The 19,842-nt window shown below is 56.4% G+C and carries 1 protein-coding gene; it reads right to left on the bottom strand.

Annotated features, from left to right (window positions below; genetic code table 11):
- Positions 1-70: 70 nt before the first annotated feature.
- A complete protein-coding gene (locus EYC98_RS21400; protein ID WP_279247449.1) occupies positions 71-19,045 on the bottom strand; it encodes a leukotoxin LktA family filamentous adhesin in 18,975 nt (6,324 codons plus the stop codon).
- Between the last annotated feature and the right edge of the window lie 797 nt (positions 19,046-19,842).

Below are 19,842 nucleotides of genomic sequence, written 5' to 3' on the forward strand. Positions count from 1 at the left end.
CTGATCCCACCCCGTAAGAAAATAGTGAACTCGACCGCCTCGTTGTTTGCAACATTGAACCGCCCCCAAATCACTCACCCAGATTCACCAGGTTGTCTTCGTTGTAGTTGATCAGCTCAAGCGTTGAACGTTGTCTGTGCGCAAGGGCATCGTCCTTCAGCATATAGCTCTGCAGCAGGCTGATATTCCGTTGCAGTATTTCATTGGTGGCTTCGGGAACCTTGAGGTTGTTTGCTACAACGCGATCAAGGCTGTTAGACCCACTGTACGAATTAATAATGTATTCGGGGTCATAAAATATGACTCTGCCTGTTGTTGTCGCCCTGCGATCGGCAAACAACTCCAGATCAAGAGGGCCTTTGCCAGAGACCTGCAATGTTGTTTCAGGGTAGATTCTGGGCTCCGTATTATCGATGACCACGGAATGCAACGGTGTTTTTATCTCCGCTTTGCTGCCCACCTGAACACCCCGGAACTTGATCTGATTACCACTGAGCTCAAGGTTCATCCGGTCTACCGCGACATCATCCGCAAGTACCTTGCCATTTTGACTGGCGAACATGGACAGCGTGTCACCCATACCACCATTGTTACCGACACTGGTAAGGCGCAGCACACCTGTTGGCTCGGTATGCGTCAGGGATGCAACACGACTATGGTCAGCCTTCAGCGCCAGTGACTGCGCCACAGCAAGTTCTTCCACGGTCACATGGCCACCCTGGCGCAGGCTGGCCAGCGATACCGAATTGCCAGTGACGTCTCTCAGCCCGACATCGCCAGATTTGCTCTCAAGCTCGACATGAGTCTTCGCCAGCACACGATCGACAAGAATATCGCCGTCGATCGTCGCTTTCACTCCGCCCTCTCGACTCTCAATCACATCGCCTGTATAGCCCCCCTGCTCTCCTGTCACTTCAAGGAGGATGTCATACTGCGCCAGCAGGCTCTCGACTGCCGCGTTGCCTCCTGTCACCCGAACGTCAACGCCGCCCTGCAGGCTTTCAATACTGCCTGCTGTCAGCCCTGTGGCAGAACTCACATGGATATCATTGACCGCGGTTATCTGCTCAACCCTCAGCACATCAACTTCCAGGGCATTGGGCGTATCAACGATGCCGTCCTCGGTGACCGACGCATTGCCGACACCCCCGGCGCGAATGCTCACACTGCTGTTGTCCGCTAAAGCGGTAATGTCAGTGCGGGTGTCGCCGCCGTCAAGCACACGGCCGCCGGTTCGAATATCGATCGCCCCGGGCCCTGCGTAACCAGAGTAAAGACCGGTCACTATCGCATCCCCATCCAGGTCCATGACAAGCCGTCCCAGACCGGCATTCATCCAGCCGCCATCTTCTACCCGCAGTGCCGTGCCCGTGACCTGTAAATCCCCGAGCTGGCCAGTGACAGAACCGGTACTGGTAATGATTGCCTCACCGTCCGCCAACAGACTGATATTGGCCAGCCCTGTCACCGCATCTGAAATCCTGTAGCCATAAGCCGCTGCCAGACTGACTTCGTCAGCGGAATCGATGCGACCAAAGTTGCCAGTGCTATTGGGTACGCGCAGGTAGATGCCGCCGGTATTGGATGTGGCGACCACCTCACCCTCAGCGCTGTTCAGTACATCGAGGGCATTATCATCGGCCCCCACAGCATTACCGGCAGTCAGGGTGATATTTTCCGCGCGGACATTCAGTGCATCGTCACTAAAGGCATCAACAATGGAGTCATTGGATTCCAGTGTGATATTGCTGCGCGAATACAGCGTGTCGATGTAAAAATCCCCGTCGACGTTAGTCAGGTAGATATCATCTCGCGCACGCGCAGTCACCGGCGCGCCCTCTTCCAGCCGCAGTATCATGGCCTTGTCGACTGACCCGATAGCCCCATGGGCCGCTTCCAGAATGGTGCGCTTACCGACGATGTTTTCAAACAGTGTGCCGATGGATGAATTGCCGTTAATCAGGCCCCCGGCCACTTTCACCCGGATCTCGTTGGCGGCCACGATACGATCCAGAGCCAGGTCGCCTTCCGACCCCAGGTAGACATCCCCGTCACTGCCGTTTTCGCCGGCGGCTACTGCCGAAACGCTACCACCGTCCAATTGGCCGACATCCACGTCGTCGCGCTGATTGATGGTCAAATAATCCGTGTACACGTCGACATCACCGCGTTCAGCGGCGGCCAGCGCCGCTTTTTCTTCCACGGTGAAGTCCAGCGCATCGTTGCGGCTGAGATCAACCAGAACCGGCCTGACATTACCGATATCCTGCCCCGCCTCCAGGGTCACATTCCGGCCGATCACATTCGGCTCTTCAACCACAGCGACGGTATCCGTCAGCTCCTTCAACAAGCTGGAAGACAGGGTTACCGCCAACTGGAAATCAGACCAGTGCGAACCCTCGGTGCGGTTGTCGATTTCGCTCTCAGCAGCCTCGTAGCGGAAGTCGTCTTCGAAAATAGAGGCCACATTCCCCTGCACAGCATTGTCACTGGACGGGTCATACAGGCGTGCATGCTGCGCGTGGTACTCACTCGTTCTTTCGTCTATATAACCCTGAACCAGGGCATCAACTTCGTCCGGCGTATTAGGCACACCGTTGCGGTCGTTGTCGCGCAATGCCAGCTGATCCCGTAACACGTTTTCCTGATCTGTCGACAAGGCAACCTGATACTTCGAATCATAGCTGCTGCTGTTCAATGCGTTCTTGTACGCGGCATAATTGATCTCGCTGGTCAGGTTGCCCTCTGCATCGAGAACCTTGAAGGCATCGTCAGTAATCGCAATACCCGCCTGCTCCCCACGGGTCTCCCAATAACGTCGGTATTCGGCCGTCACACTGTCTTCGAGAATTTCTATTTCCCGGATATCTTTTGCATCGGCACTGTCACCGCGCAGTCCAATATCATCCCACAGGGCCACCAGCTCATCGATTGCCCGGGTGTCGGTACGCTCCACCTGGTTATTGTCGATGATGGCGCCGGGGGTTTTCAGACTCACATCGCCGGCGAGAGATTCAACGCTCACCACCATCAGGTGGCCATCTTCGTTCCCTGCAGAGGCGTGGTTCTCTATATCGATACTGTTACGCGCCAATGCCTCAAGACCGGTATCAGCCAGCTTGAGCAGGTCAGTGGTATAACCCGTCTCGATATTCAGGGTACGCTCAGTGCCGATACCCCCATTGCGGGAAATCAGTGCAACGCGATCGCCCTTGATATCAGCACCAAAGCCGGCTCCGACACCCGTGCCGTTGATATTGCCATCAACATTCAGCAGTACACGGCCACTGCCTGTTGCGACTTTCACGACATCCATATCACCGGTCGCCTGATGGATATTAATATCACCCATCTGCGTTATTGCCGAGAACGTGTCCTGCAGGCCAACGACGTCAATGGCCTGCTCCATGCTGCCTATACCGGTTGCCGCTGCAAAACCAATGCTATTGCCCTGCACCGTCGCAAAGTCGGTAATTTGCTGAATGCTGCCATCGCGACTGGTAATGGACGTGTCACCGTTGCGGTTGTAGACACCGCCGGCGATCAAAACATCACCACTGGAAGCGATGTTAACGATGCCATTATCGTGGCCGATATATTCAATACTAATGGGGTTGCCCGCATTAATATTGTAGGTGTCTACGGTTTTACTGCCTGTCGTTACAATAAATTCCTGATAGTGATCTGCATTGGCGCAGAGTGTCCACCAGTTACAATCCGCCCAACTCCTGCCTTCAGCAACCGACAGGGACAGTAACTCAGTGTCAGATTTCGTTTCGATGCCCTGAGTATTATAACTGGCGGTACCCGCCACCTTGAGGTACTCACCCTTCGACAGCGGGTCGTCAGACAGGTTGCGGTAGTTGATAAGCGTGGATGCCAGTATCTGGGCTGTACCCAGTGCATCAACATTAAACCAACTGTTGTTGTGGTACAGATACGTCTTCTGCTCGCCAACATCCGTACCCTTGGTCATGCTGTACTGCAAATGACCGGAGCCCAAGTAAGCGTCCGGGTCAAACATCAGCTGCTGCGATCGATCTGCGCCGTTACGGGTAAAAATGGTGGTATTCAACTTCGGACTGCCGTCCGCATTCAGGCCTTCCACATTGGTGATGCTGATCTTCCCTTCAACACCCTGGCCGGCATCCAGCGCATTCAAATACAGTGCTTTGGTGGTCCGGTTATCAACCTGAATTTCACCGTAACCATCCAGCACCCGCAGACGACCCTCGCCCGCTACAGCGTTACCGTTGGTATTAAACACCTGGCCGAAAATCTGTATATAGCCGCCTTTAACCTCGACACCACCCAGTTCCAGGCGATCATCTTTAGCGTTGTACTCGACAGAAATTTGCTCCCACTCCCCGGATGCGGCTGCATCAAGCCCCGTCACAGAGGCACCAGTGACGTGGAAGTACTCAGCGCCAGGTTCTGCCTTCTGGGCATCAGTTAGCGCCGCATAGTAATCACGTGCCTGAGTAAACGTCTGTAATCCCGGTACGGTGGGCACATCGACCTGGGCACCTTCCGAAATGACCACACCCCACTCAGGAATGCCACTTTGCACCGTGCCGTTAATATTGAGGTAACGCGCTGCAAGGAGAACACTGCCATTGGCGACGATGCCACTGCCGCTGCCTTCAGCGGTATTTTTGGAAATGTTCGCCAACGTATTGCTAGCAGAATCAGCGTCTGTAAAAGTTAAAGGCTCCCCGCCTACTATATGGCTGAAAGCGTCCGTATAACTTTGTATGAAATCGCCATTTCTGGTCTTGATTTCAACCGTCGCGCCGCTGACCAGCGTATTCTCTTCCAGACGGATATTGCCGCCCGCGCTCTTGACCTTGATAGAGCCTCGAGAGTTACTGATGTGCGTCAGTTCGTTAACAGACTCGCCCGCAACCACAATAATGTCCGGCCCGATATTCGCATACGGGGGGTATTCCCCACTGGCCAGCGAATCAGCCGCTCGTTGAATATTGGACGCATCCAGTGGATCGTAAGTACTGGTGACTTCTATATTCGGCGCGGTGCTGCCCTCGGCCGTCAACAGGGTATTGAAATTGGCGGTGTTCGTGTTACTGATTGCATTGACAGCCGCGTTATCAACCACATCAACATTGTTGAAAAAGACCTTGCCGCCGGCAGTACTGGGAATAATCAGATCATGCAGTTTGAGGAAATTATTACTCCGGTTGGTGATTTTAATTTCCGCGTCACCCGGTGCCGACAACGCTCCCACGCCGCCGAAGCTATCCCCTTTGACATAGATATTGCCCAACTGTGCGACGGTATCTTCAATGACCACCACATCGATCAGGGGGCCGGCTGTCTTGTCGACATAGGTACCATTGGCGATGGCCGCTTCGATCGCTGCAATCTCGGCATTCGTGGTAGTGACCCGGCCCTCGAGTGTGACAAGGTCCGCCTCTACACCTGCAATCTGGCCATTGAGGTTAACAATTTCAGTGTTGTTCGTACTGATGATGCCTTCGTTGGTAGAAATCGCGCCATTTTTCGTGGTTATCTCACCATTCTTGGTATTGATCTGGTTGGTGTATGCCGCATAGTCAGTCGCATAATCTGTATCGTTCGGATCAAGAGCTGCCCTGGCAATCGTCAGGACAGTGACCTCGCCCGCAAGCGTATCTACGTCAGTTTGCAAACCCTCATTCTGCGTGACCAAACCCGCGTTCGCCTGTTCGTAGACTGTTCGGTCCCCTTCAAAGTCAGTTTTGTCGCTGGTATAGGTCGCCTCTATTTCAGGGCTGGCAGCGATAAAATCCCTCTTTTGCTGCAGCTCTGTCTTCTGGGAGCCACTGAAGCCACCCTGGTCATCCGCTGCAACATAGCCCAGCTCTACCAGTTTGTGCTCAAGGAACTCAATTTCTGCCTCGTACGCCGCCACGGCGAGTGCACCTTCTGTGTTCTGCCCATTGGTATCATATTCTGCGATCAGGTCTTTCAGGGCATCGATACGCGCCTGGATGTCGCCAAAGAGGCTAATCTGCTCCGCTGTACCCAAACGAATGCCCTCGTCCAGATCGTAGGTCACCTCACCATTGATCCAGCGGGTGATGTCGCCATTTTCGTCAATTTCAAGCTCCAGCCTGGATTGAATACCCACCCTTGCACTGCCATCGACAGTGACATTAGTGGAAGACACCTCAACTTCTGAACCGCCGTGGCGATCAAAGGACACCTCCTCCGCACCAAAGATGCCACCAATACCATTCACAATGGCCGCCAGTGTCTCGCTGTAAATATCCTTGCCAATACCCACGCCTGACAATGTGGTATTACCCCGGGTAGCGGTCATGAACAAATGACGCGCCGCAGCCACGTCAGCACCCGCGACGGCCCCCGCCGGTCCCGCCACGTGAATGTTGTTGCTGGTATTGACGTAGGTGTCGGCCACGGGGTCATGCAGCAGTGGTAACGCCGAGTTATTCCACAGATCTGTGCGCGCCGCGACGTGAATGTTGCTCTCTTCGCTGGCGCTATTCATGCCCGCGCCAAGGTGTAAATCCCGCAGCGCTACAATTGTGGCGCCCGCTTCAACATTGATGCTGTTGTTCGCGCCAAACCGTGATACCGCGTCACCGAAGGGTTCACCGGCCAGGCCAAAAACATCCACGGCAGTTGTGGTGGAAATATCGGCATCGGCTTTGGCTCCCATGCCGATGTCACCCAGCGCCATGAGCTCCGATCCCGCGCCAATATTCACCGTGGCGTGGTTAGTGAGGGCACTTATCGTTGACCGGGCTTTTGCCAGGGCGATTGCACCGCCGGCGTTCATTCTCACCTTGTCGGCAGCGGTCACCTTGTTCTGTGCATCAAAGGCGAACATGCCAGGATTTTTGCGATCGCCCAGCTGCGTAATCTCCGTGCCATCACCAACCGAGGTGGTGGTGAAATTTCTGATGCTTGTGGTGCTGCTTGCGGCGGGCAGATCCAGCAGACCACCGGAACCGGAATTCACCGTCCAGCCTCCGGACGTTTTGGTAACCTCGCTGCCAGCGTCCACATCTACAGCCGTCGCGCCTACGGTCAGGCCGTCGCCAAAGCCCGCTTCCACGGTGGCGTCACTGACATTGCTGGCAGTCGCGCCACTGGCGCCCACGAGAGAGGCATTGGTACTGTCAACCTGAGCGTTAAATTTCGAATGGTGCTGCGCTGCAATAGCGATAGCCTCTACATTGATTGCCTTACCTGCGGTGCCATCGGCAATATAGGCTTTGGTAATACTGCTCGTCTTCGTGTCGGCCTCTGAGGCAGAGCCGGACACCATGCCACCCGAACCGGCAATGGACTGAGCCTGATTGTCGTCTGTACTGTCGGCAGCAATGCTTACATTACCGCCAGAAATCACCGCATTGTCGTCTACATGTGCCAACACTACCGTGTTGGACTCTGCACTTGCCTCATTGAACCCGGCCGCAAGAAGCCCTCCTACATTGACACCGGTCACGTAGACACTCTGTCGACTGTCGTTATCAGCCCCAACCATCAAATCGTTCAGGATAGACACCGTACTGCCGGAGCCCAGGTAGCTATCCATGTTGATAATGCTTTTCGCATCGCCGGATGTCGCATTCAGGCCCACCAGCAAACCACCACCGGCTCCCACCGATTTCGCCCTGACAGAATTACTGGCGCCATTGCGAGCATGACGCGCATTAATACTCAGGGTATTTGCGCTGATGATATTGCTCACACCGGTGTAGGCCTTGATGGTTTGGCTGGAATCCGCATCAGCCACAGAGGCACCGACTTTAATACCACCGGCAACGCTGACGCCGATACTCTCGGCGTCTACTTCGGGCGTGCTACTGGCCGACAATCTCATCGCATCAGAGACAGTCACCTCAGCTCTGTTCCCGGTTTTAGCGGTGATGTCACTGTCATCGCGGGCAATGGCCACTGCACCGGATGCGGCAAAGGTCGTACCGGCGGCCCCGGCGATTGTTTTCGCTTTCACCAGCCCTGAGCTGTCAGCGTCAATGAAGACATTGTCGACATTGCTGACCACTGAACTGTCATCGCCAAGCGAGGCTTCAACAGTGCCATCACGACCCGATCGCGACAGGGAGGCACCGACAGCGCCTGCGCCCGCCGCTGCTCCTACCGCCTCGGTGCGAATGTCATCATCCTGTTCCGCCATGATGCGCACGGTGTGTGTATCGGATACCGTGACATTACTGCCTGTTGTTGCCCTGGCTGTGTTGTCTGTATCCACGTAAGCCACGGCCGCACCAATTCCCACCAGACCTGCCGCGCCGCCAAAGGCAATAACGCGGGTGTCTTCATCGGTTTTTTGAGTATTTTTGGCGGCGATAGTCAGCATATTCCCGCCGCTCAGGTTCGCATCCTCAGCCACCGCCGCCTCGGTAGTATTGGTGATAGTGGTGACACCCACAGCACCGCCTACACCGACAGAACCCACGGCAGCACCGCCGGTTTTTGTCGTTGCTGTGGTGTAATCGGTGGACTTGATCGCAAGCGTATTGCCTGCATCCAGCGTGGCACCGACACCCACAGAAGCGATTGTTCTGTCATTGGTGGAAACGGTTGCATTCATATCCGATGACACGCCCAGGCTGCTGGTACGCGCTGCAATATCCGACTCGGTGTCTTTAAGGTAGACAGAGTCGCCCATAGCGCCGGTTGTCTTGTCTTCGGTCATTTTTTCATCGGCGTATGAGGCCGTTTCGTTGTTCTCCCCAACACTATTCTGGGCGTCCTCATCAAGCGCGGCGCCAATCACCGTAATACTGGTTGCGCCGCCAACGCCAACAGCACCGCCTGCTGCCGCAATCGTAAAGGAGTCGACATTTTTATCCGCCTCCGCTGCCACAGAAATATCCCCTGCGGCTTGCAACATGGAACCATCCCCCACCAGAGCGCCCACGGAATTGCGCACAATATTGATATCAGCAGTCGCACCAACCCCGACGCCACCGGCCGCAGCCGAGCCACCAATACCATCGAGTTCAACGGTGTTTTTCCCCTCTACGGAAATAGACTGTGTGGTCTTGTCGATTTGCGTACCCTGGTTGAACATCACCTGATCACCGAGGGAGGCTGTGGTTTCACCGGTCATTACCTTGACAGAAACCGCCCCTGCAACGCCTACGCCGCCGCCACTCGCACTGACCGTGTCGGTATTGGCCTTGTCTTTCGATACAGCAGTAATGACAGCATCGCCACCGATATCCAGCTCGGATTTATCGCCAACACGGGCAAACGTATCGTTGCTAATCACTGCCACCGAGGCGCCGCCTGATACCCCGACAACACCACCAGAGCCACTCACCGTCACGATATTAATATCGCTGTCACTCACTGCGTTGACACCCAGGTCTTCACTGGCATCAACACTCGTCTCGTTCTGCAACTCGGCGGTCGTTGTGTTACTCACAACGGCAACACCGGCAGCACCACCGACGCCGGCTGCGCCCGCTATAGACACGTTGGCCGTGTACAAATCGATTTTTTCTGTCGACATCGCGTCTACCCCGACACTACCGCCGGCGAGAATATCGGTGCCATTCGCCACCCGTGCAGTTGTGGTCTTGGCAACAATGGCCGTATTAACCGAACCACTGACAGCCGCCGCGCCGGCGCCTGTCACAGTGCCGCCAATATGACCCAGGTCGGTGTTATCCGCTGCCAGCAGGGAGACAGACTGTCCCGCTCCGGCCCTGGTGTCGTTGATGGTCGCGTTACTACCAATACCCGCGTTGGTCTCAGTCGCTATCACCGTCACGATGGCAGCCCCGGCAACCGCTGCCGCACCAGCCCCGCCAACGCTCGCAGCAACAGTGGCTACTTTTTCATTGGAGACTGCCGCTACAGCAAGACCGGTAACCGTCATCGTTTCTTTTTCGTTGATACCCACACCCGGTATGGAGGGGCTGGTACTGGCGGCATCGTCGCCTTCCAGGCCGTTACTGACGTTAGTATTGATACCATTAGAGGTATCGATATTGTTTTGCCCGGCCCCCTCCTCGGTGTTTCTATTGGGACTGGTGTCGACATTGGCTGCGATAGTATTGTCCGTATCCGGGTCATTATCGGTATCGACATCAAATGCGCGATCCCAGCTTGGCAGTGCCAGGCCCGAAGCCGTGTCTGTCAGCTTGCCGGTATAGGCGTCTGTTCCGGCGGCATTACCGCGCGCGTTCACGGTGGCCCCGTCTTTGATATAGGCACTGGTGTTATTAGTCACCGTATTGACATTGACCACACCGGTCACACCGGCAGCGCCGGCCCCCGCGCCTGACGCGCCCAGATTGAGAATCAGTGCATCGTCCACCGCTGACAGTTTCACGTTGCCGTCGGAATCGACCGTAGCGTCAGCACCGATGTACGCCTCTGTCTCGTTGGCGATCACAACCGCAGACGCCACGCCGGATACCGCGGCGGCACCACCACCGAAGATGGCTACCGCGCCGGAGGTTACCTGCTCTGAAGATTCCGCCTCGATAGCAACATCTTCATCAGCATGAACCCTGGCATCATCCTCAATAGACGCTTTCGTTGTCTTGACGATAACAACCGCGTCGGCGATACCGCCTACACCAGCGGCTCCCGCACCGCCGCCCGTGGCGCCCAGATTGGTGATATTGGTTTCACTGTCGGCGACCACTACCACGGCATCGGCATTGCCCAGACCGAGGTTCACCATCGTGTCATTGGCGATGTAGGCAACCGTATCGGAGTTCACCACCGTCAACATAGCGCCACCTGCAACACCCGCTGCGCCGCCCCCGGCACCCGAGATACCGGCCATGAACACGTCTTCCCTGGTGCTCGCCTCTACGTTCGTTTTACCCGCTGCGTTGGTTTGCGCACCGCCAGCGATGAAGGCCTCGGCATCGTTGTGCACCAGCGCCACCCCAATAAGTCCGGCCACACCCGCCGCGCCGCCGCCGGCCCCCGCAAAATCTGCCACAATGGCCATGGTATTGTCCGTTGCGGTGACATCCAGGTTGTTACCCGCATCGACGTGGGCACTGGGGCCAATGAAGGCCTGTACATTGCCAAGATCAATCGCTGTTGTATCGTCAGGATCCACCAGCGACACCCTGCTGGTGGCGTCTGTCACGATGTCTTTCGTGGCGGCGGAACGCTCGGAATCACCCAGTGAATCGCCAAGAATATCCCCCGACGTTTGCTGCTGGGCATACCCCTGCACGGTAACGTCTTCGCCATTCTCCCCTTCGTTAGTCAGCCCGCCCTGCGTATCGCTATCGAGCAGTGCACCAACAGCCACAACAGAAACTGCCACAGCAACCCCTGCGGCACCGCCACCGGCACCCGCACCGGCAAAGCTGTTCACATACTTGTCTGAATCTGCGTTTACAGTGACATCTCCACCGACATCAATATTGGAACCATCGCCTATATAGGCGGTTGTGGAATTGCGTACGATATTCACATCGGCGCCCACGCCGACTCCCGCAGCGCCGCCGCCTGCACCCGATCCCGCCAAACCCACCATCAGGATCTGGTCATCGGCGGACACATTCAGGGATTGCCCGGCGCCACCGTCAAATCCAGCCCTCTGGTTCACCTGCGTGCCATTGCCCACATAGGCCTGGGTGGTGGTACTCAGCACCTTCATGCCCACCGACCCGGCAACACCAGCGGCGCCGCCACCGGCGCCAGAAATCGCTGTAGTGATTACATTTTCTTTGGAGGCAGCGGTGACGTCGATGTCATCCTGCGCATTCAGTTTGGAGCCGGCTCCGGTATACGCCCTGGTCGCATTGGTATTGACCACCACCGACACTGCGCCTGCTACCCCGGCAGCACCGCCGCCCGCGCCTGCGCCCAGTGTCGCGACGGTCGTGGAATCGTTCTGTGCGTTGATGGCTATGTCATCACCCGCTGACAACTCAGCGTCGCCCACTGTGTAGGCCTCGGTGGTATTGACCATGACACTGGTTGAGATCGAACCACTCACCCCGGCAGAGCCGCCGCCGGCTCCCGTGGCCGCAGTCGACACATGCAGGTCTGTTGCCTGGGCATCAAGCGTAATGTCACCTGTCGCTGCATCCACAGTTGCGCCATCGTCGACAAAAGCGCTGGTGTTTTTGACAAAGACACCGACATCCATGCCCGCACCAACACCCGCCGAACCACCACCGGCGCCACCGGCGGCCACGCCGATGATAAGCGTGTCGTCGCTCGCTGTGACATCGACATCGGTGCCCGCATCCACATCAGCCCCTTCCCCAATGGAGGCCTCGGTATGGGTCACCAGAACATTGGTCGAAAGCATTCCCGCAACACCTGCGGTACCACCACCCGCTCCGCTGATCACGGCAGTGGTTACAAATTCTTTTCCGTCTGCGGTGACCTTCACGTTGTCGCCAGCAGACACAACAGCGTTATCGCCGATCTGTGCTTTGGTCGAATTCACCAATGTGCTCACAGCAACAGAGCCACCGACACCCGCAGTACCGCCACCCGCACCGGAACCGGCGATCATGACACCAAGATAGGCCTCATCCGCATCCACGATCACATCGCCACCGGCGTGCACTTCCGTCGCCTTGTTGGTGGCGTCATTGTGCACGTCATCAGCAATGACCGCAGAAACGTCACTGCTGTTCACTACTACAGACACTGCACCACTGACGCCGGCATTACCGCCGCCGGCAAAGGCAGCCGTTACCGAGGTAGCGGTCTCCTTCGCATCGGCGATAACCTTGATGTCATTCTGTGCCTCAACTTCAGCACCGCTGTCGATGGTCGCGTGCACATCCTTGACAAAAACGATGGTATCCAGGGCCGCGCCGACGCCCGCCTTGCCGCCGCCGGCAACCGCACCGGCCACATCAACAACCAGCGTATCGTCCTGCGCCTTAACCGTGACGTTTTGCGCCGGGTCGTCATAGGTCGCATCGGTGTTGATCCGAGCGCCCTCACCAATACTCGCCTCGGTCGTGCCGAGAATAATATTGGCCGAGCCGGTGAGAATCACCCCAACCTTGCCGCCACCACCACCGCTGATCACGCCATTGATAGCAAGATCATCATTTACAGCGGAAACCGTCGTATCCTTTTTCGCATCAACCTGTGCGTCTTTCCCTATCGATGCCGTTGTCCTGTCCACCGCCACGTGCGCCGCCGCGGATGCACCGACACCTGCATTGCCCCCTACCGCGATACCACCGGCGATCATGATCGTATCGGTGTCACTTTGCGCGTCGACAGCGACCGAGCCCTGCGAAGAGACGGTGGCGCCATCTCCGATAGAGGCCGCGGTATTCTTAACCGACACCACAGCACCCAGCACCCCGTTAATGGCAACACCTTCACCGCCACCGGCCGCCACCGCGCCACTTAAGCCGATAGTGGACAGCAATTGCTCCGTATACGCCTGCACGGATACCGTTGGCTCATCCTCGGGCGAGCCAGGTACCGCGTTGCTGCTGACAGAAGCGCCATCACCAATAAACGCGATCGTCTCATCCAGGGCGTTGATATTCGAAATGGTGACGCCCACACCGACTTTTTTGGAACCGCCAAACGAGCCGCCCAGGGCCACCGCGTTGGTATTGCGTTTTGCCGATACAGTTACCTTGTCGTCACTCACAACCTCGGCATTCTTGTCGATATAGGCCTTGGTCGATCCGTGGAGAACCTGTACCGAAAAGGCACCCGCAACAGCCACACCCGAGTCACCGGTAGAGGCAGCACCAGCGGCCGCTTCCGTGTAGTAGTTGTTCGCACTGAGTATATTGAGGGGGTTTATGTCATCGTACTCGAAGTCAGCGTCCTCACCATCCTCGGTCTTCTTGCCTGTCGCGCTCTTTAACTTGTTTTCGACAAAATCGAAATTGAAGGAAAAGTCGTCTGAGTCCACTTCCTTACTCTCGGCAGTGACACTGACCGCTCCAGCGTCTGACAAACTGGCACTTTCACCGATGTATGCGTGCGTCTCATCGCCCACATTCAGGATAGCGAATGAAGCGCCAACGCCCGCCTTGGAGTCCTCACCTTTGGACAACGCCCCGGACCAGGCCCTGGCGGTGACCTTACTCTTGTCCTCTGCGTTAACAATGACTGCGCCCGACTTCGCAATATTCGCACTCTTCTCAATAGAGGCTCTGCTGGAATTCGTAGAGTTAACGACAGCCACTGAACCCGCCACTGCAACCTTGCCACCACTGGCGCCTGCTATCGCCTCTGTCCCCACTTTGGAGACAAAGTCTTCGCCCGTATTATTGGTCGTTTTTGATTCAACCGTGATATCGCCGGCCTGATCAATGACGACCCCTTCACCGATTTCCGCTGTCGAGTCATTGTCCTGAACTGTCAGTGCAATCGCCGCACCAACACCATAATCGGAGGACACCGCAGTACCGGATGCTTTGGTCTTTATGTTGACGTCATTGCTGCTGGTTACTTTGGTATTACCTACCTGAGACAAATGAACGTTATCGGCTATGTTCGCTGTGACATCGTTCAGTGCGACGTTTACGCCGACAGCACCGGCCACTTTCACTTCAGTCTTTTCCTTCTCACCACCGCCGCCACCGCCACCGCCACCTGCTGGTTTTTCGGTGGCACCCGCATCGCCGGTTGATGCAGTAAGTTCATCCGCATTATCTACCTCGGCCTTCGGCGCATCAGGTACATCGCCTTCCTTGTCATCCGGTGTGGCAAAGGACGTCCACTTGCTCGTCAGTTCATTGACGGTACCGCCATTTTCCTCTTCTTTATCACTGGCTCCCGTGGCGCTGGCATCTGCAGTAGTCAGAACCTCCAGTGCGGATGCAGCATCGATATCGAGTGAACCTTCCACGCTACCACCGCGGGCCAGCGTAGCCGTTGTCTCGTTGACAGGCACCGCGACGGAGATAGAAATACCGACTCCAATATCGCCACCTGCAGCAGCTGTGGCAGCATTAGTCACTTCCGCCTTGCTCTCAGCCGTGATGGACAGATCGCCGCTGAGGTTCAGGTCATCGCCATCACCCAAACGGGCTTTGGTATCGTTTATCGCAACGGTTACCGCAGCCACCGGTGATACTGCAATGCCCCCCGCTGACCCGGCTTCTGCTGAGGTGCTTGCATTGTGTTCTGAGCTGGAACTCAGGGTCACGCTGCCGCCATCAGTAAGAGTGGCATCATCCCCTATCTCCGCAGTCGTGGTAGTCACGCCCACGTTTACTGCGACCGAGGCACCCACACCCACCGAGGCTTCACCTTCCTGGGTCGACTTGGCACTCACGGTACTGTCGCTATTGTTCTGTGCTGCCAGTAGCACCGCGCCGTCATTGGTCAACGTCACCACCGCGTCCTTGATCAACGCCGCCGTGGTGGCCACACCCACGTGCGTACCCAGGGCACCGGCTACACCAACACCCGAGGCACCGGCACCGGAGGTTGCATCAGCCCTGAACACCGAGGTCTTCGTCTTGTCGTCCGCATCCTTGACCATCAGCGCTTCCACTGTCACGCCATCGGCTGTCACCGTCGCACCGTCTTCAATCGACGCCACATTGGTTACCACACCCACGTTAACCGCCACGGCCGCGCCCACGCCTACCGCCGTGTCGCCACCGGACACCTGGGTGCCGTCTGCCGTTGCACCTACAGCCGCCGCGTTCGAGGAACGCACGGTGACCGTACCGCCGGATTCCACCGAGCGATCAGCTGCAATCGATGCCACTGTTGTCGCGGTGCCTATGTTCGCGCTGATCGCCGCCGCGACACTGACGCCACCTTCACTGGTGGAGGCATCCGCATCGTCTGCATTTTCAGTCGTCTCACCGGACTTGCTGTCTCCAAACGCCACCTGGCCCTGGATCTGTTCATTCACGTCCTTGTCACCGTCCTCCGGCTTACCATCGTCTTTCGCGGCCTTCGCACCCTTGGCCGAGGCTTTGGCGATCGTATCGCTGGTCACATCCGAGGACGCCTCAAAGCGCACATCGCCGCCGGCCTTGATGTCCCGGTCTGTGTACGCCGTTACCGTATCGGTCGCCACCGTGGTCGCCAGTGAGGCGCCGACGCCCACACTGTCGCCCGCGGCATCCGCGCTGGTCTTGGTCGTACTGGACCCTTCATGACTGGCGAGTGCACTCAATTCACCCGACTGATCCAGTAAACTGCCCGTGCCCACCCGTGCCGTGGTCGTATTCACCGCCACTGTCACACCCGCTACCGGTGTCACTGCAACGCCACCGGCCGCACCCGCTTCCGACTCGGTCTTGGCAACATGCTTTGAAGTCGCACTCAGCGCTACATCCCCCGCGCCCGACAGCTCTGATCCATCACCCAGTTCTGCCGTGGTGGTATTCACACCCACGTTCACCGCGACCGAGGCACCTACACCCACCGAGGCTTCACCTTCCTGGGTCGACTTGGCACTCACGGTAGTAGCGCTATTGCTTTCAGCCTTTAGCGTGATATCACCGCCCGCCACACCCATATTGACCAAAAGACCATCGGCGACCACAGCTTCACTGCGGTTGATTACCACACTGCTTGCCAGGCTACCGGCAACACCGACATTGGTGGCACCAGCCCCTGAATTGGACGTGGTTGTGAAACTACTCTTCTGCCCATTCGTCAGCGCCTGGACATAGAGCTCATCAACGTCCAGCGATGGCGCTCCTCGCACTTCTGCACGGGTAGAGACGTTCGCCACACCAATAGCTACCGCCACGCCGACACCGGTTGCGCCCTCGGTAGCAGAAGCGTCCGCCGCGGTTTCTACCGTGCGGTTACTGCTTGCCACGATATCCAGTTCCGTCGTCTTTACAGTCTCTGTGGCATTGGTCGCCAGTAGCGCGTCGGTATTGCTCACCAGATCGGTTATAGCCAGTGTTCCGGCGACACTAACCTGGCCCTCGCTGGTTTCGGCTTTGCGGCCATCCTCCTGCAATTGGGCCTGGGTTGCGTCGGTATTCGAACTTGCGCCGCCCGCGGTGGAGCTGGTGTTGGTAGTAATTGTTTCACTACTGGTGGCGGCAACTTCTGTAGTACCGGCGACATTCACTGCCACCGTATCGTTCAGTGACGCCGATGTTGTGGCAGCAACCGACGAGACAGCTACTGTCGCACCTGCCGCCGTCGCCCCACCCGCTTCACCGTCAGCCGTCGTTGTGGCGTCTATTGCAGAGCTGGCCGCAAAGGAGGCATTCTGCTTCGCGGTCAGCGCCGCACCGTCGGCTACCGCAACGGAAGCCACGCTGGTGATATCGGTGATCGCCACTGCAGCGTCGCCATTGGTATCACCGCTGGTCGAACTGGCCTTTGCAATAGCCTGGGTGTTAATCGTGGAATTGGCATCCACATCAATGCTGCCTTGCGCCGTAATCACAGCATCGGCAATATCCACAGTTGAGCTTGAATTCACTGTAACAATGGCCGCATCCACTGCGAGGTCCGTGGGTGTACCTTCAGCCTTGGCAACCATTGAAGAGGAGGCGGCAATCGTGACATCGCCCGTATCCGCGATCAGGACAGAGCCCGAATCGACAGCGATGCTGCTCTGCACATCTCCAACAACGGCGATACCGAGGGTATCGTTGCCGGTCGCCTGGGCGGAAAGTTCAATGGCACCCGCTTTGATAACAGCACCATTGGCGGTAATTGTCGCCTTGGCTCCGCCTCCCAGAAAGCCAGCCGTGTCCGTTGCGCTCAGTCTCACATTACCGGACACCTTGTCATTATCAGCAAACGCCAGGATTTCCGAGCCACTTTGCAGCTCAATTTCCGCAGCCTGCAACGTGATATTTCCAGAATCAGCGGTCGATAATCCAGTGCGATGGTTTTCAACAACATCGGGGCTATCGACAGAGCGACTGGAAATGACTTTGTTCGCCTGAAGGGTTATTTTTTCATCTGCGTCTAACACCAGGCTACCCGAATCCCAGGTAATGCCATCAGCATTAGTAGAATCACCGCGCAGCAGATGGTCCTCTATCAACAGGTTTTCAGGGTCAATCAGGATAGTACCTGCCACACCGTCCTCGGCGCTGGCAAGCAGCTCACCGCCAGACAGCGTCACGGTTTCAAGCGCACTGAACTCCACAAACCCCGCGTCTCCGGAACTCCCGGCACTGACGTCAAGGCTGGCACTGTCGCGGATACTCGCATCACGATCTGCAAGGACAACCACATCACCACCACCAGAATTTTCACCCTCGCCCCGGGCCGACAATGAAGCGTCCTCGGAAACTACAATGTCATTGCCCGCGCGAACGTCAATATTGCCCGCATCGATGCCCTCGGCCCCGGTCGCATTGAGCGCACCGGTAATCGCCACATCCCCGGCGCCCAGGATGACAATGTCCCCATTGCGCTCAATCATACCCACGGCTTGATCGAGGCCTGCCAATTGCACAATGGCCTCAGCACTGACAGGAATATTCGGGAGTGCATTACTACCAATAGCCAGGGAGCCAGCAACGATGACCTCGCCTCCCGAAAGCCTGATGTCACCGAGTGCATTTATCTGCCCCTGAACCGCAAGAAGGGCACTGCCGTTAATAGGCACCGTTCCTTCAATCACCTGCCGGGTAGCGAGGCCGGCAGGATTACCTGCCGCATCAAAGAAACCCTGCATGAATGTCTGCGTAGGCGTCATCATCGACAATGAGCCGACGTTCACCACGCCATCGCTACCTACAACAATGCCATGAGGGTTGGCAAAGAAAACATTACCGCCGATCTGTCCGTTTTTGTAGGCATTCAATACGCCATCAATATTTGAGCGCTTGTTATGCACAAGATTTAACAGGTTGTCAGCCGCGCCTGGAACTTGCAGATTGACGGTATTGCCGGTGTAGACATCGAACTTACTAAAGGAGTTATACGCGTTGCTGCCACGCACGGTGGATGTTGTCACTTCCGTGGTTTTGCCCTGCACATCCAACTGTGTCGCAGTCCGCCCGTCGGTGACGATCTGCGCCACAGGGTTGGCATATACGGGCATACCGTAGAACGCCATTTGCTGGACAAGTAGCGCGATCAGTAGCTGCCGCCATGTACGAACTTTTCGCAGTAACTCCATTGCCTACCTCAAAAGTTGAAGCCGGGTGCCGTTTCTGGTTTTGGCAGGTTCCGGCTACCGGGTGCCAGAAATCCTGAGGCCGCAATCCAGAAGAGCGACATATAAAAGAACTGTTTTGTATTTAATATAGAAGGGAAAGAATGATAGGCAAGAAGATAAAAACCCCACACCCTCCTGCCAGTCGGCCTCTTTCTATACCCTTACATTATATGTGGTGTATAGGTAGAAGACAGTCTGAGAACGCAATATTCAGTTGAGAAGTGTTATAAAAACACCATTACCTGATCTATATCATGCCGGGCCAACTGTCAGCCCACGCTGGATTTCTCTCTCATTCCCGGGCATGGGCCTATACCTCCTCTTGAACAGCCAGGCAACGCAGGCCACGTTACTCACCGTGAGGTATCACAGGACTATAGATGCATTGCTTCGTATATTGCTGGCTGCAATTTGGAAACATGCATTTCGCTGGCCATCTCAACTCCCGCCTCATTAAGGGCCTGGCAAGCCTCTGCTGCCGATAAACCTGTTTGCTGCTGCAAAGCTTCCATATCGGCGATTATTGAACGGCCTCCAGCCTCATCGAGTATAAGTAGAACAAACGCCCTTTTCTCCCCCACCCAACCCTAAACATTCTGAGTACTGCAACCACTTGTCGCGGCTGAAACGGGGCTGAAACGGTCTCCAGCTATTATAAATATGCTAATTAGTCACTCATTGAATATTAATTGCCTGTATTTGTGAGGCTTATTATTAATGGGGCTCTCCCAACTCGCAAGATGCCCTGCCAGCTTCAT

Source organism: Candidatus Litorirhabdus singularis, assembly GCF_026262625.1.
Classification (GTDB): Bacteria; Pseudomonadota; Gammaproteobacteria; order Pseudomonadales; family Halieaceae; genus Litorirhabdus; species Litorirhabdus singularis.